Raw genomic sequence first — 18,792 nt, 5'->3', positions numbered from 1 at the left:
GGTCGACCACGAGGTGACGAGCCTGAAGTGACGGACTCTCAGGAGGCCGTCCCGGCTGTCACGTTCACCAGCCAGGAAGTCCCGAACCTGTCGACGCACTGTCCGTGCAGCGCGCCCCACGCGGACTTGGCGAAGGGCACCGTCACGGTTCCGCCGTCGGCGAGCCGGTGCCAGTAGGCGGTGAGGTGCTCTTCGTCGCCTCCGAGGGCCACGGAGAAGGCGCCCCGGGTCTGGCCCCCCTCCGGGGCCGTGGTGTCCGATCCCATGAGGACGACGCCGGTGGCGCCCTTGAGCATCGAGTGGGCGACCAGGTTCTCCTGGCCGGCGTCCGCCGCTCGGCGCAGGTCCGCGTAGGTGGTGAAGTCCAGGGTGCCGCCGAAGACCGAGTGGTAGAACTCCATCGCCGCACGCGCGTTGCCGGCGAAGTTGAGGTAAGGGGTGACGCGAGCGGACATGGGCCGTCCTCCAGAGTGGTTTGGATTTCAAACCATAACAGGACGCTCGGCTGCCGCCAACGTGTGTTGACGGGGTGCGCCTGGGAAGCTCGTCGCGGCGCGAAGCCCTGTGCCACCCCTGTCGCACGCCTTCGTTGCCCGCAATGAACGGTTTGATACACAAACCGTAAATTGATATGCTGAAACATGCCCGATTTTCCCGTAGTCCCCGGAAGGCCCTGCGCGGTCGCGGCCACCCTGGAGCTGGTCGGCGACCGCTGGTCGCTGCTGATCGCCCGCGAGATCATGTTCGGCAACCGTCGCTTCAGCCAGATCGCCCGCAACACGGGAGCGCCGCGCGACCGGCTCGCCGCGCGACTCAAATCCCTCGTGGCCGAGGGTATTCTGGAGAAGCGCGAGTATCAGGCCACGCGATTCGAGTACCACCTCACCGAATCCGGCAGGGAACTGCTGCCGCTGCTCGTCAGCCTGCTGGCGTGGGGCGACCGCTGGGCCGTCGCCGAGCCGCCCATGATCCTGGAACACCGCGGCCACCGGGTCCGGCCCACCACCGTCTGCGGCGAGTGCGGAGAGGCGCTCGACAGCGGAGGTCTTCACTGGACGCCCAACGCGCCGGGCTGGTCGATGGCGGGACCCGAGGCCTGAGCGGCCCCGCAGGCGCGCCGAGGCCTGCGGCCCCGGGAATCGCTGACGCGCACCAAGTCACCGGTTGCGGGCCGAGCGGGATGCGGACAGCATGGTGCGGGAGCGGATCACGCGGTCCGCGCGTTCTGCACAGCGGCATCAGCTACTCTCCGTGGCGTTCCCTGCGCTGATCGAGGCCGGACGGCGTCGTCCGCACACGAGACATCGTCTCCGAGCGCCCCCCCACACGGTCGTCTCCGAACATGACCGGACCTGGTCGTCCCCGCACGGACCGACGTCGCCCTTGTCGACCCTGGGGGAGGGGCGAGGCGCTCACGGGGGAGAGGCGAGGGGTACGACGGAGAAAGCGCACGGCACGCGGAGGAAGCCCACGGAGCGCGGAACCACTCCGCGGAACGCCCGGGCCCTACGTGTGGGCGCGTCGCCGACTTCCCGGAGGGCCCTCGCGCAGTCACGCCCTGGAGCGGTGGTGCCACCCGAGGAAAGGAACTTCGCGATGCCCACCACCGTGATCCAACACGTGCTGAACAGACTGCGGGACATCGGCGTGCACCATGTCTTCGGTGTCCCCGGCGACTTCGCGTTCCCCGTCGACGACGCCATCGCCGAACACCCGGACATCGAATGGATCGGCAGCTGCAACGAACTCAACGCGGCCTACAGCGCGGACGGTTACGCCCGCCTGCGCGGCGTCGGCGCCGTGTGCACGACCTACGGGGTCGGCGAGCTCAGCGCGATCAACGGCATCGCCGGCGCCTACACCGAGCATCTCCCGCTGTTCCACCTCGTCGGCATGCCCAAGATGCCCGTCCAGGCCCACCACTCGCTGGTCCACCACACTCTGGGCAACGGCGAGTTCGACCTCTTCCGGAAGATGACCGAGCCCGTGGTGTGCGCGAGCGCCATCATGACGCCCCAGAACACCGCCGCCGAGACCGAGCGTCTCATCGCCGCGGCGCTCTATCACCGCCGCCCGGTCTACATGGCGTTCCCCGCCGACCTCGCGGAGATGCCGGTGGTCGGCGAGGCCCAGCCCATTCCCGCGCCGGCCAGTGACCCCGCGCAGGTACAGGCGGCGGTGCGGGCCATCACCGACATGCTCGGCCGGGCCGACAGCGCCTGCGTCCTGCCCGGGATCCTCACCGTCCGCGCCGGACTCGGCGCGGACCTCCAGCAGTTCCTCGACACCAGCGCACTGCCCTTCGCCACCATGATGGCCGACAAGGGAGTCCTCGACGAGGACCAGCCCGCGTTCATCGGCATGTACGACGGCAAGCTCATGAACGAGAGTGTCCGGCGCTTCGTCGAGGACGCCGACGTCGTCGTCCTCGTCGGCGCGATGATGCACGACTTCAACACCGGAGCTTTCACCGCCCATCTCGACCCCGGCCGTACGATCGACATCCGCCACCACCATGTCAGCGTCGACGGAATGACGTACCAGAGCGTGGAGATGAAGGACCTCCTTGCCGCTCTCACCCGCAAACTGCCCCGCAGGCAGTGGCCGAGCCCGTCGGCCGAGGTGACCCGCATGTCCACGGGGGGCGGTGGCGGTGACGACTCCATCACCGCCGACAACCTCTACCCCCGCTGGGAGAACTTCCTCGACCGCGACGACGTCCTGGTCGCCGAGACCGGAACCGTGTCCATGGGGATGGCCTTCGCCCGGCTGCCCCAGGGCGCCACCTTCCAGAACCAGTCGCTGTGGAGCTCGATCGGATGGGCCACCCCCGCCGCGGTCGGCGCGGCCGTCGCCGCCACAGACGCGCGGCGCGTCGTCCTGATCACCGGTGAGGGCTCCCACCAGCTCACCGCGCAGGAGATCAGCCAGTTCGGCCGACTCGGCCTGCGCCCCGTGGTGTTCGTCCTGAACAACCACGGCTACCTGATCGAGCGACTGCTCTGCAAGGACCCGGGCATCGCCTACAACGACCTGGCCGACTGGCGGTACGCGGAACTGCCCCAGGCCCTCGGCTGTGCGGACTGGTTCACGGCCCGGGTGTCGACCCTCGCCGAACTCGACCGCGCCATGGAGACCGCGGCGAAGGCCGACACCGGTTGCTACATCGAGGTCATGACCGACACCTACACCGCGCCGCCCCTGGCCAACCAACTCCACGACAACATCGGGACGCTCTACTCCGCCTAGACCGTGCTTCGACCCGTGGCACGGGCCCTTGTACGTGGTGATCGACGCGGCACCATGGTCGGCCCGTAGTTTCCCCGCAGCCTTCCGTACCACCTCCATCACCACCAGCAGAAGATCCGCGTCGTCGTCACCGAGGTCCACCAGCGACGGAACGCGCTCCTTCGGGCCCCGACGAATCCCCGTCCGACACCTGGTCGCGTCGGAACAGGCTTCGGCCAGGTGCAGGCCAGGGTCATCCAGCCGGGCGGAGCGTCGTTCGGGGTCGTCAGCTGGTGGGGCGGGGTAGTGCGGCGAGGGCGGTGAGTGTCTTCTCGTCGGCTCCTGTTGTCAGGATTGCCTTCTCCCCAGGGCCACTCGATCGACAGGTGTTCAGGGGCGCGGGAGGTTCGCCATCGCGGAGCGGCCGATCTGGACGAGGGCCGAGGCGTCCATGTTGGTCTTGGCGAGGAACTCGATGCCCTGCAGGACCGCGAGCAGCATGCCGCCCACGGCCTCCGGGCTGGCGTCCGCCGATAGGTCTCCTTCTCGCTGCGCGTCCTTCACGCAGGCGGTCAGGAGGTCTTGGATCTCCTGGTACGTCGTGCGAGCGCGTGCGGTGACGTCCGGCTCCCGAGCGTGCAGTTCGGAGGTGCTGCCGGCCAGGAAGCAACCGCGCCGGTGGATGTCGTTCGCGTAACCGCGGGAAGCGTCGTCAAGGAGGTTCCCGAGTCGTTCAAGCCCCGTGCCCGGCCCGGTCAGCGTCCGCCGGACGCCGTCGAGCTGCTCGTCGCGGTAGTCGTCCAGTGTGCGCAGGAAGAGCTGGCGCTTGTCACCGAACGCTCCATACAGGCTTCCCTTGCCCAGCCCGGTGGCGGCCATGAGGTCGTCCATGGATGTGGCGGTGTATCCCCGGTTCCAGAACTGCTCTCGCGCGTTCTGTAGAACCTGGCTCTCGTCGAAGTGTCGTGGGCGACCCATCAGGCCAATGTAACAGTTGTTGACCCATCGGTCCATAAGGGTGCGTCACCGGCCACACCGATACCCGAGGGCGGGAATGCGGCGCGCCTGCACCTGACGCATCGCCGCTCCCATCCGCTTCGCGCCAACAGCCCACAGCTGTCACCGAGAGTACGGGTGCCGATACATTCCGCATCGAAGCGGGAGTGTCTGACAGCCGAAAAGGGACGAACATCCCAAGGGTGTGGCGGTCGAGTCAACCCTTCACAGCAAGGCCCGCTTGATCGACCGGCGGGGGTCGCCCCGGGCGGCCCCGTGCGATGTCGCCGCACAGGCAGCCATGTGATCGGGCTGTGCAGAGTGACCTCCGCGACAGCACCTCTTCTTGACCGTTCAGTCCATATATGTTTGACTCGATCGCGAGACTGCAGCTGATATGCCCCGGTATGCCCCTCGGGTGAATATCTCCTTCCCGCCGCGCCGCAGGAGCCGCGAAGCGCTGGGGGCCGCAGCTGCCACCCCCACACGAATGAAGGATGCGCAAACATGACCACACGCGAGGTCGTCGAAAAGTTCCTCGGTCTGCTCGGCGCCGGAGACCCGGATGCCGTGGCGAAGGTCTTCGCCGAAGTGATCGACTGGTACGTCCCCGGATCTGACCAGCTTCCCTGGACGGGACGGCGCACGACGCCGGCCGAGGTCGCCGACTACCTCAGGGTCCTCGGCGAGAACATCGTGCCGGAAGAGAACGTCGACAAGGTCGAAGCCCTGATCGTGGAAGGCGAACACGCCGTGCTCCTGGGCGAGTTCACCCGCACAGCACGAAGCACGGGCCGCGTCTACGAGATGCCCATCGCCATGCACTTCCAGGTCGTCGATGACAAGATCAGCAAGCTGTATCTGTACGAAGACACCGCCAAGGTCGCACAGGCATACGCGCAGTAAGAGATCCGAGGCAAGGTCTCCACCCGCCTCATCCGCGAGCCCCACCGGGGGTGACTCAGCACCCCTCGAGTGGACGCAGCGGCCACCGCTACCTCAACGTGCGTCCCCCGGACGACCGGCCACAACGGGATCATCCGTCCCGGGCCGGCCCAGCGGCTGACGGCCGGCTCCGGAATGCTGCGCAGCGAGAAGAACGACTCCTGGACCCTGCCCGGTGACCAGGAACACGCGGACCCCACGGCCAACGTGACTACGGGCTACGAGCAGCTGGACATCAACGCACCGCTCGATCAAGGCGGATGGGTCATCCTGGCATCAGGGATCCGCAAGCACTGCGGATGCCCGCGCCATTTTCATCAGACAGAAGCACGCGGCTCTGCACCTCGCCCGGCTCCGCCCGGCGAGACGGTGCAGCCGGCGACAGCACCGTTCGTGTACCTCTTCGTGGCTGAACGCGGGGTCGGTCCTGGATGGCTCCGGCTCCCTCGGCCAAGGGGATGCGGCACGCATCACCGGATCCGAAGGCCAACGCATCCGCGCAGGCGCTGTTCACAAAAAAACCCGCCCCGCACGAGTCATGCGGGTCAGGGCAGGTGCCCGGTCGAGCGCCCGCAGTGGGTTCGCCGCACCTGACGTACGCAAGACATGAGATTCTCAAAGGAGTCAGAATGAACGAGAAGATGAGCGCCCTCCAGGCTGCACGCGAACAGGTAGCAGTCAGGTACTTCCGTATGGTGGACTCCGCCGACCCGAAAATCCTCGACCTCTTCACGGACGACGCTCAGATGTTCTTCCCGAAGTTCGGTATTGCCACCGGGAAGGATCAGATAGCCGCGTTCGCCCAGGGATTCGCCGGACAGATATCTTCGATCCAGCACGACATCCCGGGATTCACCGTCATATCCTCCGGAAATTATGTGGTCACCGAAGGTTCAGTACGGGGCACCACCACGTCCGGCGCCGCGTTCCCCGACGGAACGGCGTCCTACGGATTGTTCTGCAATGTCTTCGAGTTCGAGGGTGAACGCATCAAAAGGCTCCACATCTACGAAGACCCGGACTTCGCCGGTACGCACGCCGACGGGATCAACTGGGGCCAATCGGTGCGCGGCAGCATGTAGCCCTTGCCGTCAATCTTCTGCACTCCCGCACTCCCTCCAGAAAGGAGGGCGAGTGCGGGAGTAAGGAGCCGTGGTTTCGGTGGTCACAGGCACAAACCGCGGTAACTGATATTGATGCCTGATCCGTCGATTCGCACAGGGCAGAATCACGACCTCAGTCGCAACCCTTGCTGTTACCCAGAATCCACTGGCGGGTGAATCTTCACAGGACAGCGCGAGAAGAAGACGGCTGTTGTGACGGGCGCCGACAGCGGCGCGGCGAATCCATCGGTCCGTGCGCTCGCCTCGTTCTCAGGTCACGTCGGTGTGACCGACGCCGCTCCCGTCCCAGGGCGGCGCAGCCTCCGCGCCCAGCGCGGCACCAGCCCCTACGGACCCCGTTCTTTCCAGGAGAGAAAGCATGAGTGAGCATTCCAGTGCGGCATCGGTCGTCAGCCGTCCGGAGTCGATACAAGTAAGCGCCCACGGCAGACCTTCACCGCTGAGCGACTGGCCTGCCGTCGTCTCGGTGGCCTTGGTGTCCTTCGTGCTGGTGCTCTCGGAGTTCCTGCCGATCGGGCTCCTGCCCGTCATCGGATCCAGCCTCCACGTTTCCGTCGGCACCGTGGGCCTGGTCGTCGTCGTGCCCGGTCTCATGGCTGCGGTCACAGCGCCGCTGCTCACCATCGCCTCAGGAAAGCTCGACCGGCGCAAGGTTCTGATCGCGCTCGCGCTGTTCATCGCGGCCTCCAACGTCCTGGCAGCACTGGCCCCCGACATGGCGGTGATGGCGGCGGCCAGGATCCTGCTCGGTGTCGGCGTCGGCGGATTCTGGGCGATGGGCGCCGGAGTCGCCGCCCGGCTGGTGCCCGCGGAAGCGGTTCACCGTGCCACCTCGCTCATCACCGCAGGCATCTCCGCCGGCACCGTGGTCAGCCTGCCGCTCGGCGCCCTGGTCGGACACCTGGCCGGATGGCGAACCGCCTTCGTCGTCGCCGCGGGCGCTGCCCTGCTCGCCCTTGCGGCTCTGGCACTGCGACTGCCCTCGCTGCCGCCCACCGGAGCCATCCGGATGGCCACGCTCACGTCGTCCCTGCGCAGTCCCGCTGCCCGCATCGCCCTGCTGGCCACCGCTCTGATCTTTTTCGGGCACTTCGCGGCCTACACCTACATCACCCCCTACCTGGAGGACCGGGCACACTTCGGTTCATCCGCCGTGACCCTGGTCCTCCTCGGCTACGGCGTGGCGGGCCTGGCCGGCAACTTCGCCGCGGGCGCGATCATCGGCCGTAGCCTGCGCGCGGTCTACATCACCGCGGCCGTCCTGGTCGCCGCCGCGGTCGCCCTCCTCACCACGCTGGTCGGCGCCGCACCCGCAGTCGTCGTGCTCGTCATGGTCTGGGGCGCCGCCTTCGGCGCGGTGCCATTGGCGCTGCAGACGTGGATCCTGCGCGCGACACCCGAGACCCCCGAGAGCGGCATGGCCCTGCTGGTCAGCGCCTGCCAGGTCGCACTCGCCGCCGGGTCACTCGTCGGCGGCCTGGTCGTCGACGGATACGGCACCTCGGCCGGCTTCGCCCTCGGCGGCGCACTCGCCCTGCTCAGCGCCGCTACCCACATCCGCCCGCGCCTGCCCCGCGGATGAAGCCGGCCGCGAGGCACGCACATGGGCGTTGGCGGCTGAGTCCGGGACGGGTTTGCCTCCCGGTCGTCACCGGCTCGTGTGGTGCGGGCGGAGCTGACCGGGGCTGCGGCCTGGAGGTTGGTCAGGGGTCGGGCGGACGGTGGGGACGGGAACGGGGCGGCTCACAGGAGAGTCGGCCGTGAGGGTGAGGGTTTCGCCATGATGCCGGACCGTCATGGTCTGGCCGGCCAGCACGGTGTACGTGGCGACTCCCGTCTTGATCTCCACCCGCAGGCGGCGGCCCCGGATCCCCAGGTGGAAAGCGAGCCGGCTGAGGTTTTCGGGCAGTCGGGGCGTGAACGACAGCGTGTCGCCGTCGTGGCGCAAGCCTCCGAAACCGCACACCAGGGCCATCCAGGTACCGGCCAACGAGGCGATGTGCAGCCCGTCACGGGTGTTGCTCTCCAAGTCGTTCAGGTCCATCAGCGCAGCCTCGGCGGCATAATCGTAGGCAAGTCGTTCATGGCCCACCTCCGCCGCGAGGACCGCCTGGCAGCTCGCGGACAGTGACGAGTCGCGGACCGTCAAGGGTTCGTAGTAGGCGAAGTTGCGGGCCTTCTGTTCGGTGTCGAAGGAGCGGCCGCACGTGTACATGGCCAGCACCAGGTCCGCCTGCTTCACCACCTGCTTGCGGTAGATGTCGAAGTAGGGGAAGTGCAGCAGCAAGGGGTACTGGTCGGGCCGGGTGGCGGCGAAATCCCACAGCTGGTGACCGGTGAACCCCGCGTCCTGCTCATGCACTTGGAGGTCGTCGTTGTAGGGAAGGTGCATGGCCTCCGCGGCGTCGCGCCAGGCAGCGGTCTCCTCGTCGTCCACCCCAAGAGCCGTCGCCCGGTCACGGTGACGTTCGGCGCAGTCGGCCGCCGCGCGCATGTTCCGGGCAGCCATGAGATTCGTGTAGGCGTTGTCGTCGGCGATCGCACTGTACTCGTCCGGTCCGGTCACACCGTCGATGTGGAAGATGCCGCGGTGGTCGTGATGGCCCAGCGACATCCACAGTCGCGCCGTCTCCACAAGGAGCTCCACCCCACTGGTCTGCTCGAAGTCCTCGTCGCCGGTGGCGGAGACGTAGCGGATGACGGCGTCCGCGATATCGGCGTTGACATGGAAGGCGGCAGTACCGGCCGGCCAGTAGGCGGTGCACTCCGAACCGTCGATGGTCCGCCAAGGAAATGCGGCTCCGCGCAGCCCCAACTGCTCGGCCCTGTCCCGGGCCGCGGGCAGGGTGCTCTGCCGCCAGCGCAAGGCCTCGGCGACGGCACCGGGCGAGGTGTAGGTGAGCAGCGGCAGGACGAAGGTCTCGGTGTCCCAGAACGAGTGGCCGTCGTAGCCGGTGCCCGTCAACCCCTTGGCGGGGATGGCCCGCAGTTCGGCGCGGGCGCCCGCCTGAAGTACGTGGAAGAGCGCGAACCGCACGGCCTGCTGGATTTCCTCATCTCCGTCGACTTCGACATCCGACCGTGCCCAGAACGCGTCCAGGTAGTGCCGCTGCTCATCCACCAGGCCTTGCCAGCCGGTGCTGCCGGCCGCCGCGAGCGCGGCCTGCACCTGGTCGCGTACGGCGGGCAGGGAACGCATGCGTGACCAGCCGTAGGCGACCAGCTTGTCGATCCTCAGCTTCTCGCCCGGGGCCAGCATCGACGTGACCGTCAGGCGCGCGACATCGTCGCTGCTCTCGCCACTGATCTGCGTCTGCTCCGGCCCCTGTACGGTGTGGTCGGCCGAGGCCGCGACCCGCAACCTGCTGTTGTGCGTGCAGTGCATCAACAGGAGACGGTTCTCCAGCGCACAGTTCTCCTCCGCATCGAGGGGCCTCTCCACGGCTGCGGCCGCGCGGGGATCGCCTGCGACGGACGGAAGTTGTTCGTTGGCGACGAGTTCGGACTGCACGACAACGCGCACCGGGGCGTCGACCGCTTCGACCTCGTAGGCGATCGCGGCGATGGAACGCTGGGTGAAGGAGACCATCCGAGTCGAGCGCACCCGTACCGTACGGCCCGCGGGCGAGGTCCACGTACACCTGCGGTGGAGCAGGCCGGCGCGCAGGTCCAGCACCCGCTCGTGGCTGCGGAGCCTGCCGTAACGCAGGTCGAAGGGCTCGTCGTCAACCAGCAGCCGCAATACCTTGCCGTTGGTCACGTTGATGACGGTCTGACCGGACTCGGGGTAGCCGTACCCGCCCTCCGCATAGGGCAACGGGTGCAACTCGTGGACGCCGTTGAGATAGGAGCCGGGCAGCCCGTGAGGCTCGCCCTCGTCAAGATTTCCGCGCCAGCCGACATGACCGTTGGAGAGCGCGAAAACCGATTCGCTCTGCGGCAGCAGGTCCAGGTTGAGAGGCGTTTCCTTCAGGACCCAAGGGTCGACGGCGAAACAGGAGTCCGTGATCATCCCTGGTGCTCCAGCTCAGCGAGGTCCCGCACGACGATGTCAGCGCCGTGGGCGAGCAGAGCGTCCGCCTGGCCGACCCGGTCGACCCCCACGACGAAGCCGAAGTGGCCCGACCGACCGGCATCCATCCCCGCCAGCGCGTCCTCGAAGACAGCCGACACTCCAGCCGTGACACCCAGGTCCTGGGCGGCGGCCAGGAACGTGTCGGGATGCGGCTTGCCGGGAAGCCCACGCTCCGCGGCCACCAGCCCATCGATGCGGACGTCGAACAGCGGCTCGGCCCCGACCGCCACCAGGACCTCCCGGCAATTCGCGCTGGAGGACACGACAGCCGTCTTCAGGCCGTGCTGCCGAACCGTTCGGACATAGCGCAGGGTGCCCGGGTACGCTTCGACACCCTCCGCGCTGATCATCTCCAACAGAAGATCGTTCTTGCGATTCCCCAGCCCCCGCACCGTGTCCCCCTCATCGTCCGGGGAGCCCTCGGGAAGCCTGATGCCGCGCGAGGCGAGGAAGCTGCGCACACCATCGGCGCGTGGCTTCCCGTCCACGTACTCGTCGTAGTCCTGGGTGACATCGAAGGGCGTGAAACCGGATCCGTCGTGCCGCAGAAGGAAGTCGTCGAACGTCCGTTTCCAGGCGGCGGCATGCACGACGGCCGTTTTCGTGATGACACCGTCCAGGTCGAACAGGCACGCTTCAATCGATTCCGGCAGACTGTACGGCCTCATCGAGTGCCCTCCAGGAGAACGTCGCTGAGCGGTCCGAGGATGCTGCTCTGCTGCTGCGCCGGGACCCTCCTGTCCGACGGGTATCACCTTCCGGCTACGCCACCGCCCACCCACCACGATCCTCCCGGTTCTGGGCGAGTGCAAACAAACGTGTGTCCCGGAGCGCCGGGGCGCACCAGAGGGTTCGCTCCTTCGGGGTGCCGAACTTGCAGGGGACCGGCCGGCTGCCGCCGATGCCGCGCCATGGAGGCGTGCACAGGGGAGCGCGTGCCTCGCCCGATCAACGACTTGCGCAAACGGCAGGGACGACGCGCCCCACTTCCGGGGCGGCAGACCGGATGGCCCGCTCCCGACGGGGCCGACAGGTGCGTGGTGGTCGTGCAGAGAGGGAGCGGGCGACTTCACCCGTGGGCCGCCGGTCCCGCGTGGTGGCGCGGGACCGGCGGGTTGATTCCGTGGGAAGGGTCAGGAGGCGGGGAGGACCTTCCAGGAACCGGTGCCGGGGCCGCGGTCGCTGTAGTGGCTGGTGGACACGTCGTACTTGGCGCCACCCTGCTGGCCGGCCAGGCCGTTGGCGTCGAGGAAACCGCCGTTGGCGGAGCCGTAGTCGTTGAGCAGGCTGACGACGTCGTTGGTGCGGATGTGGCCGTCGGCGGGGGAGGACGTCTTGCCGAAGATGTGCCACTTGCTGGTGCCGTGGCCGCGATCCCTGTGGGCGGTGGTGGAGACGTCGTACTTGGCGCCGGAGCGGGTGGAGCGCCCGTTGGTGTCCAGGTAGGTGCCGGTGGAGTACTGGTTGACGAGGTAGACGACGTCCCCGCTGATGACGCGGTGTCCGTTGGCCTTGCCGGTGGCGGAGACGACCTTCCACTCGGAGGTCCTGGGTCCGCGGCTGTTGGGGGTCTGGTTGGTGCTCACGTCGTACTTGGCGCCGGATTGCTGCGAGAGGCCGTTGGTGTCCAGATAGCCGCCGTCGCCCTGGTACTGGTTCTGCAACAGGATCGTGCTGCCGTAGGTCAGTTCGTTCAAGGCTGCTGAGCCCGCAGCCGGCGCGGTGAACGTGAACGCCGTGCCGGTGAGCGTGGCGGCGGCCGCCAGGGCGGGCATGGCGAAGCGGAAACGCATGTGTCTTCCTCTGCTGCTGTCCACGACGGGACGGAAAATCCCGCCGGCAATCGCCGAACGCAATCGCCAATTACGGAGAGTAGCAATTCGATCGCTTGCGGTGATGTCGACGCACCGCTCGCAGAAGGCGGCAAGACGGCCGGGCGGCACGTTTCAGGGCGCGGGCTCGGCTCTTCCGAAGAGGGCTCGGAGCGGAACTCACGGGTGTCGAACCTCGAAGGCCGTCGGAGCGGGTGCGACGAGGAAGACCCTGTCATGCCCTGTGGTCACGCCGAGGAGTGACCACAGGACAAGATTGGTGCTGAGGAGCGTTGATGGGCATGGTCGGCGGCCTGGTTGCGCGCGCGAGTGCGCCTGGCTGCGCGGGCAGACGTGACGGGCCCGCGTGGTGGCCGTGTGCGGAGATGCCTGGGGTGCGTATGGGGCGAATCGAGTACACGTACTAGGGACGCGACCACGTCGGTCGGCGGCTCTTCGTGGTAGGGACGCCCGGGGATGGACACCTCCTGACCTTCGACGACAACCGAAAACGAGTTGTCCGGTCCCGAGCGAGAAGGCGGCATCACCGCCGGCACCGTTTTGAGGTCGACGGCAGACGCGGCTGAAACGCCGCGATCAGCGGATCAATGTGGCCGGCGAGCGGCCGCACAGGCTGAGCATAGGCGGCCGGAACGCCGCCCAGTGCCGTCATACCGCTCGGTCTCCGCTACCCCGGACTCGGCCGGCGACCAGGGCACCGGGCGGCCTGCCGGAAGTAGGCCGCACGCCGGTCAGGAGGTGCTGGCCCCCGCGATCGGGATGTACCTGCCGGCCACCACCCGAACACCCCCTCCCCGCACTGCGCACTACGGGAACGAGCCAGGCCGGGCCGTGCCGGCCACCTACTCGTTGCACCGGGCCCCGACGGGCAGCCTAGCGAGGGCGACCGAGTAGAAGCGAGGGAACGAGCCCACCACTCTCCGGGGGTGCTCCCGCTGCCACAGCAGCGGCCTCGACACATGGGCCCGCGTGCAGTGGACCTCTGCGCAGCCCCGCAGCCGCCCGACGGGAGCGCAGTCACAACGTCGTGCGCGATTCAGGTCGGGCGTCCGTAGCGGAGAATGGGCCCTGTGCAGGCTCATTTCGATCAACCCGAAGTCCGTCGGGTCTCGCGGGGCGAGTACCCCTGGTGGGACGAGGCTCTCGCGGTCCTCAACCAGGACGTGGCCGTGACTCTTCCTGAACAGGGAGCTCTGCAACTGTTGGCCCAGCCTTCCTACGAGGCTGGCGAGCCGGAGTACGTCTACGTTGCCCTGGCCGACGGCGGGTGGCACGGTAGTCATCTGTACCCAAAGACGGCAGAAGACCAGGCTCATGCCTTGGCGATCGTCGCCGAGGCCGCGCAGGAAACCGTCGCTGAACGTCTGTGGCAGGCGTGGCCCCTGTGCGTCGAACACAACCTGGGCCTGCATGCGCGCGACGTGAAGGGGCTGCTCTCCTGGTGGTGCGCCGGGAGGCGGTCCGAGGGCGGGTCGGGCCACGTCTGTGCGGCCGTGGGAGCGCTCGACACCTTCTCAGCGTTGTGACGTGAAGAGGGCCGTGCGGGTTGGACGGTGACGTGACGCAATACCTTGGTCACACGGCCATGTCCCATCCCGTCTTCACCGGCCTTCAGCACACCGTCGACTCTGAGCGCTCATAGGAGAGTTGGCTCATGCGTGGATGGCCTCTGAGGAGTCCGGTGCCGGCCAGAACCACCGCAAGGACACGGGACATCGCACGCGACCGGCGAGAGCGCAGCGCACCGCCGGCTCGCCGGGCGCAACACCGGTGACTCGGTCGCGCGCTCCGGTACCGCGAGGGATCCCGTCGGCAGGCGGGTCGACATACGGGTCGGGTTTCCGTGCTCAGCGGGCAGACGCACCCACCCACTGCGACCCACTCTGCGACGTGAATGAAATCGCGTCGATCACCTCCCGGTGATCCCGCCCTCTGCCACCACGAGCGAGAACCGCTCTCGTCATTTCGATGCAGTTCGAATCCTTTGACGCGCTTGCGGAGAGCCGACACGATCCGAAGCGGCGCGGACTACCGGGCCGGGGCAGCAGCCATGAACCTACGACGGTTCGGCCGGATCAGGGGGAACACGAATGCTATCCGGAGAGCAAGGACGCAAGAGCCGTCACGCCTGGGCACGCGGTGTCGTGGCAGCCATGGTGGGCCTGTCCGCCGCCCTGACGATGTCCGGTACGGCCACCGCCGAATCCGTGTCCGAAGATGCCATCGCTTCACAGGCCAGGGCACTGGGGCTGAACGCCGCGGAGACGAAGACGCTGCAGAGCCGGGTCGATTCCTACCTGGTCGGTCTGGGCGGTACGCAGATCTCTGCCAACCGCATCCGGCTGGGAGAGGGTGCTGTCCTGACGCTCGCGCTCCCGACGGCAACCGGCGGAGATCGCCACCCGTCCAGTGCGGCTTCGTACACCTGCAACTACAAGCACTTCTGCGCCTATAGCGGCACCTACTTCACCGGCGACGTCATCGACATGTTCACCTGCGCCGCGTACAAAATCCCCTGGTTCGGTGATGGATCGTGGATCAACCATCAGACCACGGGAACCCAAGCGGGCTTCCGGGACGACGAATTCGTCGTCCGCTGGGTCGACCCCGGCGCGTACTTCCAGGATGAGATCGCCGACTGGACGTGGGTTCACTACGTGACGAACTGCTGAGGGCCTACGCCGCGCCCACCGTTCGGCTCGGTCGGCGTACCGGCAGGTGTGGCCATCCACTCGGCCGGTGGCTCGAGTCGGCCTTCCGTGGCGCTGCGGCTGGTGGTGCTGACGTCGACTACCGTCAGCCGGTGGAGGGCGGCGAGATGCTCCCGGGAACGGCGGAAGCCCCCGGGCCGCTGTGGCCGGGGGCTTCGGTGCGCCGGGACCCGAGACGCCGGATCCGTGCGGTCCTCTCGCGTCCGATGGGCCTCGGCAGGGGTCGCCGGCCTGGACCCGGCGGCATCACCGTCCCACCGCTGTACGTCACCCTGGCCAAGTACCCGTCACACGGCGCGTGGCGGTCGCACCGGCACGGTCGACGGCGGCCTTGACCCCGGCGAAGATCGCACCCTGCAACGAGGCGGCGAGCAGGATCTCCCGCCAAGTACGGTTCTCGTCCGTGGCGTTCGGCGTGTCCTCGGAGTGGGCGAGCACCTTCCAGGCCTGCTTGAAAGCCATGCCGGCGAGCAGACCGCCGGCAACACCCAGGGCGAGTCCGACCGGCTTGTAGGCGGCCCTCGAGGCGTTCACCGGCGTCAGCCCTTCTTCCGGCGGAAGATCAGCCACGCGAGCACCGTCGCACCCCCTGCCGCCACCAGCAGCTTGCGGTTCTCCCGTACCGCGCGGGCGCCCTGAGCGGTCTGCACCCGGACCTGTTCGGGAGCCTTCTCCTCCCACACGCTCCCGGCCTGCGCGGTCTTCTCCCGGAGCTGCGCCGCGGTCTGCGCCGCCTTGTCCTTCACCTGGTCCGGAAGCCTCTCCTGGACCGAGTGCGCCGCCTGGGCGGCCTTCGCCTTCAGCTCTCCGGCCTTCGCCACGGTCTGCTCCTTGACCTCCACGGTCTTCTCCTTGACCTCAGCCGTCTTCTCCTTGGCCCGGGCCTTGACATCGGTCTTGTCGGCGAGCGCCTGGACGGTCTCACCGAGCTCGGAACGGGTCTGCTCGACCTGCTCACGCAGCTCGTCGGGGGTGGCGGCGGTCCGGTCGTGGTCGGACGGCTTGCTCATCGGTGGGCACTCCTCTTGATCTCGGCCACATCGGCCTTCACGTTGTCGATGGTCTGCTCAGGCACGGGCGGCGCCGCCCGTCCGACCTGCTTCTTCCCGGTCAGGGCCAGGACCGCGGCGATCGCGCCCAGCACCCCGGTGACGATCAACGCCGCTGCCCACACCGGCAGCGGCACCGCCAGAGCGGCGATCGCGGCGACCACCAGAGCCTGAAGCATCAGGAAGCCCACGATCCCGGCGCCCCCGAACAGTCCACCGCTCTTGCCGTAATGCCTGCCCTTCTCCTTCATCTCCGCCTGCGCCAGGCGGAGTTCACCCCGAACCAGCTCGGTCAGCTGTTGTGAGGCCCGGTGCACCAGCTCACCCACCTGATCCGATCCGGACCCCTGCGCCTGCGCCTGCGTGCCGGGCCTCTCCGTGTGCGACCGCACACTCGACACGACCATCACCTCCTGCCGGACTTCTCGGTCACCGCCGGGCCTTGTCATGGGCACCGGCGTTCGGTGATGAGGCGGGTACCCCCGACCGGGCAGTTCAGGGCAGGCATCGAGAATCAGCCCGGCACGGGCCGGAGCACGGAGACGGGCGGCCGGAGCGCGGAGACCGGCGCGCGCACCCGGTCCCGCCGGAAATCCGCGGCAGTACGCACTTGCCCGGCGCGGGCGGCGGGGTGTGGCGTGCGGCGCCCGCGCCGTCGCGGCGGGCCCGTATCGGCGTGCGTGCGCGGTCAGGAGTGTGCGTGCCGACCTGGTGTGCGGGGCTCACGTGGCGCGGTCAGAGGTCGCGGAGCCGGCGGCGGTCCTTCTCGTTCCACGTGCGGGTGTCGCGCGGCTGGGTGTATGGCTCCGCCTCCGGCGGGTGACCCCCGGCGATGGCCCGCTGGCGGATCGTCTCGGCGTCGAATTCCAGCCCCAGCAGGATCGCCAGATTGCTGATCCACAGCCACACGAGGAAGACGATGACGCCCGCCATCGTGCCGTAGGTCTTGTTGTACGAAGCGAAATTCGCCACGTAGAAGGCGAATCCGGCGGAGGCGATCATCCAGATCACGAGAGCCAGGAGGCTGCCCGGGGTGATCCAACGGAAGCCCTTCACCTTGGCGTTCGGACTCGCCCAGTACAGGATCGCGATCATGACGGTGACCAGAACGACGAGCACGGGCCACTTCGCGACCGACCACACCGCCAGTCCTGTGTCTCCCACACCCAGTGCGCGTCCGGCCTGCCGAGCAACTCCACCGGAGAAGACCACGATGACGGACCCGGCGACCGCGAGGATCATCAGCGCGACGGTCACGCCGACCCGCACCGGCAGGATCTTCCACACCGGACGGCCCTCCGGGATGTCGTAGACCGCGTTCGCGGCGCGGATGAACGCCGCGACGTATCCGGAGGCCGACCACACCGCCAGGACGATGCCGACGATCGCCAGGACCGAGCCCGCGCCGGCGTTGTCCCGCAGCTGTTCGACGGCCCTGGTGATGATGGAGTGGGCCGAGCCGGGGGTGAGCTGCCGGAGATTGTCCAGCAGCTTGTCCGTCGCGGATCTGCCGATGATGCCCAGCAGGGACACGAGCACCAGCAGTGCCGGGAACAGCGCCAGCACGCCGTAGTACGTCAGCGCCGCCGCGCGGTCGACCAGCTCGTCGTCCTTGAACTCGCGCACCGCGCCCTTCAGCGCCGCACCCCAGGCCCGCCTCGGCAGTTTCGCCGGACTGTCCGGCGCGGCGCGCTCCACCCGGGGCTCCGGGCCCACCTCGTCCGGCGGCAGTACCTCGTCCCTGCCGTGATGATCGTCTCGCCCCGGAACGTGCAGCTTCGCCATGACGGCCGGGTACCCCCTCAGCCGCCGGGGATGTGTTCCGCCCGCCCGGAAGCCGTTCGCCTTGAACACCGGGAGTACCCGCCGCAAGGTGGGACGAGCCCCCGCGGACGAGGCGGTCGGCCGGTGGCTACCCGCAGTCATCCCGCGTGACCGAGCAGAAGGAGAGCCGATGACCACGTTCCCCACCGCGCCGGACGTCAGAGCAACCCCCGAAGGCATCCTCTGGGAGCCGAGCGGACGGTGGGTGCGCGGCCGTACCGGGGAGGTCACCGTCGTCGACAGCAGGCACCCCCTCCTCGTGTGGGAGCCAGGGGTGCCGGTACCGCTCTACGCCTTTCCGCGCGAGGACGTCCGCGAGGACCTGCTCCGCCCCGCGAAGAACCCCCGGACCGGCACGCACACCGGATCGCGGATCTTCTACGACCTCGACGTCGACGGTGACGTGCTGGAGAACGCGGCCTGGACGTTTCCGGCCGACGACCTGGCCGGTCACGTCGCCTTCGAGTGGTTCCGGCGTGTAGGACGGGGCCTGGACCACTGGTACGAGGAGACGGAAGAGATCTTCGTCCACCCCCGCGACCCGCACAAACGGGTCGACGCCATCCCCAGCGGCCGGCACGTCCGGGTCGAGATCGACGGCGTGCTCGTCGCCGACACCCACCGTCCGGTCCTGCTCTTCGAGACCGGCCTGCCCACGCGGTACTACATCCCGCGCGAGGACGTCCGGCTGGATCTGCTCGAAGCGACCGACCACAGCACCGGCTGCCCCTACAAGGGCACCGCCGCGTACTGGTCCTGGCGATGTGAGGGAGACGCCACCGATGTCCCGCCGAACGTGGTCTGGAGCTACCCGGAGCCACTGCCCGCGGTGGGCGCCGTCAAGGACCTCCTCGCCTTTTACAACGAGGCGGTGGACATCACCGTCGACGGCACGCGCATCGAGCGCCCGGTGACCCCGTTCACCAGGACGCTCTCGGACAAGTCGCCCACCTGAGACAAGAGGACGGACGTCGCCCCTGGCCCGTGCGGGGACGGGCCAGGCGGCAG

17 protein-coding genes are annotated in these 18,792 nt (G+C 68.3%); 8 read left to right on the top strand and 9 right to left on the bottom strand.

The genetic code is table 11. The annotated features are described in order from the left end of the window. Positions 1 to 38: 38 nt before the first annotated feature. Positions 39 to 455 (bottom strand): VOC family protein, encoded by a 417-nt coding sequence (locus tag OG776_RS01630; protein ID WP_148014328.1) that lies wholly within the window; start codon positions 453 to 455, stop codon positions 39 to 41. Positions 456 to 641: 186 nt separating this feature from the next. On the opposite strand from OG776_RS01630, the gene OG776_RS01625 reads away from it, so the two are divergent. After that, the gene (locus OG776_RS01625; protein ID WP_329318332.1) at positions 642 to 1,100 is read left to right on the top strand and encodes a winged helix-turn-helix transcriptional regulator; all 459 of its coding nucleotides are present in this window, start codon (positions 642 to 644) and stop codon (positions 1,098 to 1,100) included. 496 nt (positions 1,101 to 1,596) lie between these two features. Next, positions 1,597 to 3,249: an alpha-keto acid decarboxylase family protein gene (locus OG776_RS01620; RefSeq protein ID WP_148014330.1), complete on the top strand. Its 1,653-nt coding sequence runs from the start codon at positions 1,597 to 1,599 to the stop codon at positions 3,247 to 3,249. A gap of 369 nt (positions 3,250 to 3,618) precedes the next feature. On the opposite strand, the gene OG776_RS01615 is transcribed toward OG776_RS01620, so the two are convergent. Further along, entirely contained in the window at positions 3,619 to 4,206 is a 588-nt protein-coding gene (locus OG776_RS01615) for a TetR/AcrR family transcriptional regulator (protein ID WP_148014331.1), read from the bottom strand. A 525-nt stretch (positions 4,207 to 4,731) separates the two neighbouring features. On the opposite strand from OG776_RS01615, the gene OG776_RS01610 reads away from it, so the two are divergent. The 3 genes from OG776_RS01610 to OG776_RS01600 all read left to right on the top strand — a co-directional run bounded on the left by OG776_RS01610 (position 4,732) and on the right by OG776_RS01600 (position 7,875). Beyond that, a complete protein-coding gene (locus OG776_RS01610) occupies positions 4,732 to 5,130 on the top strand; it encodes a nuclear transport factor 2 family protein (protein WP_148014332.1) in 399 nt (132 codons plus the stop codon). A 668-nt stretch (positions 5,131 to 5,798) separates the two neighbouring features. Continuing rightward, the gene (locus OG776_RS01605; RefSeq protein WP_187286057.1) at positions 5,799 to 6,251 is read left to right on the top strand and encodes a nuclear transport factor 2 family protein; all 453 of its coding nucleotides are present in this window, start codon (positions 5,799 to 5,801) and stop codon (positions 6,249 to 6,251) included. A gap of 400 nt (positions 6,252 to 6,651) precedes the next feature. Beyond that, positions 6,652 to 7,875, top strand: a complete 1,224-nt coding sequence (locus OG776_RS01600; protein WP_329318327.1) for an MFS transporter — start codon at positions 6,652 to 6,654, stop codon at positions 7,873 to 7,875. A gap of 66 nt (positions 7,876 to 7,941) precedes the next feature. On the opposite strand, the gene OG776_RS01595 is transcribed toward OG776_RS01600, so the two are convergent. From OG776_RS01595 to OG776_RS01585, 3 genes are all read right to left on the bottom strand, one after another. After that, positions 7,942 to 10,305, bottom strand: a complete 2,364-nt coding sequence (locus OG776_RS01595; RefSeq protein ID WP_329318325.1) for a glycoside hydrolase family 65 protein — start codon at positions 10,303 to 10,305, stop codon at positions 7,942 to 7,944. Next, positions 10,302 to 11,036 carry an HAD family hydrolase gene (locus OG776_RS01590; protein ID WP_148014335.1) on the bottom strand — a complete coding sequence of 245 codons (735 nt, stop codon included), beginning with the start codon at positions 11,034 to 11,036 and terminating at the stop codon, positions 10,302 to 10,304. Before OG776_RS01590 ends, OG776_RS01595 begins: the two co-directional genes overlap by 4 nt. A gap of 465 nt (positions 11,037 to 11,501) precedes the next feature. Then, positions 11,502 to 12,161, bottom strand: a complete 660-nt coding sequence (locus tag OG776_RS01585; protein WP_261995040.1) for a hypothetical protein — start codon at positions 12,159 to 12,161, stop codon at positions 11,502 to 11,504. Positions 12,162 to 13,270: 1,109 nt separating this feature from the next. Between OG776_RS01585 and OG776_RS01580 the strand changes: the two genes are divergently transcribed. Both OG776_RS01580 and OG776_RS01575 read left to right on the top strand, forming a co-directional pair. Further along, positions 13,271 to 13,726: a hypothetical protein gene (locus tag OG776_RS01580; RefSeq protein ID WP_443077165.1), complete on the top strand. Its 456-nt coding sequence runs from the start codon at positions 13,271 to 13,273 to the stop codon at positions 13,724 to 13,726. A 618-nt stretch (positions 13,727 to 14,344) separates the two neighbouring features. Then, complete coding sequence (locus tag OG776_RS01575) at positions 14,345 to 14,872, top strand: hypothetical protein (protein WP_329318321.1); 528 nt, start codon at positions 14,345 to 14,347, stop codon at positions 14,870 to 14,872. A gap of 306 nt (positions 14,873 to 15,178) precedes the next feature. On the opposite strand, the gene OG776_RS01570 is transcribed toward OG776_RS01575, so the two are convergent. The 4 genes from OG776_RS01570 to OG776_RS01555 form a co-directional block, all read right to left on the bottom strand. Further along, on the bottom strand, positions 15,179 to 15,445 hold the full coding sequence (locus tag OG776_RS01570) for a DUF4235 domain-containing protein (protein WP_148014338.1): 267 nt from the start codon (positions 15,443 to 15,445) through the stop codon (positions 15,179 to 15,181). Positions 15,446 to 15,450: 5 nt separating this feature from the next. Beyond that, a complete protein-coding gene (locus OG776_RS01565) occupies positions 15,451 to 15,921 on the bottom strand; it encodes a DUF3618 domain-containing protein (protein WP_148014339.1) in 471 nt (156 codons plus the stop codon). Beyond that, positions 15,918 to 16,289 carry a phage holin family protein gene (locus OG776_RS01560; protein WP_148014340.1) on the bottom strand — a complete coding sequence of 124 codons (372 nt, stop codon included), beginning with the start codon at positions 16,287 to 16,289 and terminating at the stop codon, positions 15,918 to 15,920. Before OG776_RS01560 ends, OG776_RS01565 begins: the two co-directional genes overlap by 4 nt. 406 nt (positions 16,290 to 16,695) lie before the next feature. Next, positions 16,696 to 17,745 (bottom strand): YihY/virulence factor BrkB family protein, encoded by a 1,050-nt coding sequence (locus OG776_RS01555; protein ID WP_329318317.1) that lies wholly within the window; start codon positions 17,743 to 17,745, stop codon positions 16,696 to 16,698. A gap of 169 nt (positions 17,746 to 17,914) precedes the next feature. On the opposite strand from OG776_RS01555, the gene OG776_RS01550 reads away from it, so the two are divergent. Beyond that, the gene (locus tag OG776_RS01550) at positions 17,915 to 18,739 is read left to right on the top strand and encodes a DUF427 domain-containing protein (RefSeq protein ID WP_329318315.1); all 825 of its coding nucleotides are present in this window, start codon (positions 17,915 to 17,917) and stop codon (positions 18,737 to 18,739) included. The last annotated feature ends 53 nt before the right edge of the window (positions 18,740 to 18,792 follow it).

Origin of the sequence: Streptomyces sp. NBC_01689, from assembly GCF_036250675.1 — a bacterium.
GTDB lineage: Bacteria > Actinomycetota > Actinomycetes > Streptomycetales > Streptomycetaceae > Streptomyces.
This window is presented reverse-complemented; position numbering and strand designations above follow the sequence as displayed.

Coding starts and splice junctions, on each gene's coding strand:
- OG776_RS01630 (WP_148014328.1), bottom strand. CDS start 455: ATGTCCGCTCGCGTCACCCCTTACCTCAACTTCGCCGGCAACGCGCGT.
- OG776_RS01625 (WP_329318332.1), top strand. CDS start 642: ATGCCCGATTTTCCCGTAGTCCCCGGAAGGCCCTGCGCGGTCGCGGCC.
- OG776_RS01620 (WP_148014330.1), top strand. CDS start 1,597: ATGCCCACCACCGTGATCCAACACGTGCTGAACAGACTGCGGGACATC.
- OG776_RS01615 (WP_148014331.1), bottom strand. CDS start 4,206: ATGGGTCGCCCACGACACTTCGACGAGAGCCAGGTTCTACAGAACGCG.
- OG776_RS01610 (WP_148014332.1), top strand. CDS start 4,732: ATGACCACACGCGAGGTCGTCGAAAAGTTCCTCGGTCTGCTCGGCGCC.
- OG776_RS01605 (WP_187286057.1), top strand. CDS start 5,799: ATGAACGAGAAGATGAGCGCCCTCCAGGCTGCACGCGAACAGGTAGCA.
- OG776_RS01600 (WP_329318327.1), top strand. CDS start 6,652: ATGAGTGAGCATTCCAGTGCGGCATCGGTCGTCAGCCGTCCGGAGTCG.
- OG776_RS01595 (WP_329318325.1), bottom strand. CDS start 10,305: ATGATCACGGACTCCTGTTTCGCCGTCGACCCTTGGGTCCTGAAGGAA.
- OG776_RS01590 (WP_148014335.1), bottom strand. CDS start 11,036: ATGAGGCCGTACAGTCTGCCGGAATCGATTGAAGCGTGCCTGTTCGAC.
- OG776_RS01585 (WP_261995040.1), bottom strand. CDS start 12,161: ATGCGTTTCCGCTTCGCCATGCCCGCCCTGGCGGCCGCCGCCACGCTC.
- OG776_RS01565 (WP_148014339.1), bottom strand. CDS start 15,921: ATGAGCAAGCCGTCCGACCACGACCGGACCGCCGCCACCCCCGACGAG.
- OG776_RS01555 (WP_329318317.1), bottom strand. CDS start 17,745: ATGGCGAAGCTGCACGTTCCGGGGCGAGACGATCATCACGGCAGGGAC.
- OG776_RS01550 (WP_329318315.1), top strand. CDS start 17,915: ATGACCACGTTCCCCACCGCGCCGGACGTCAGAGCAACCCCCGAAGGC.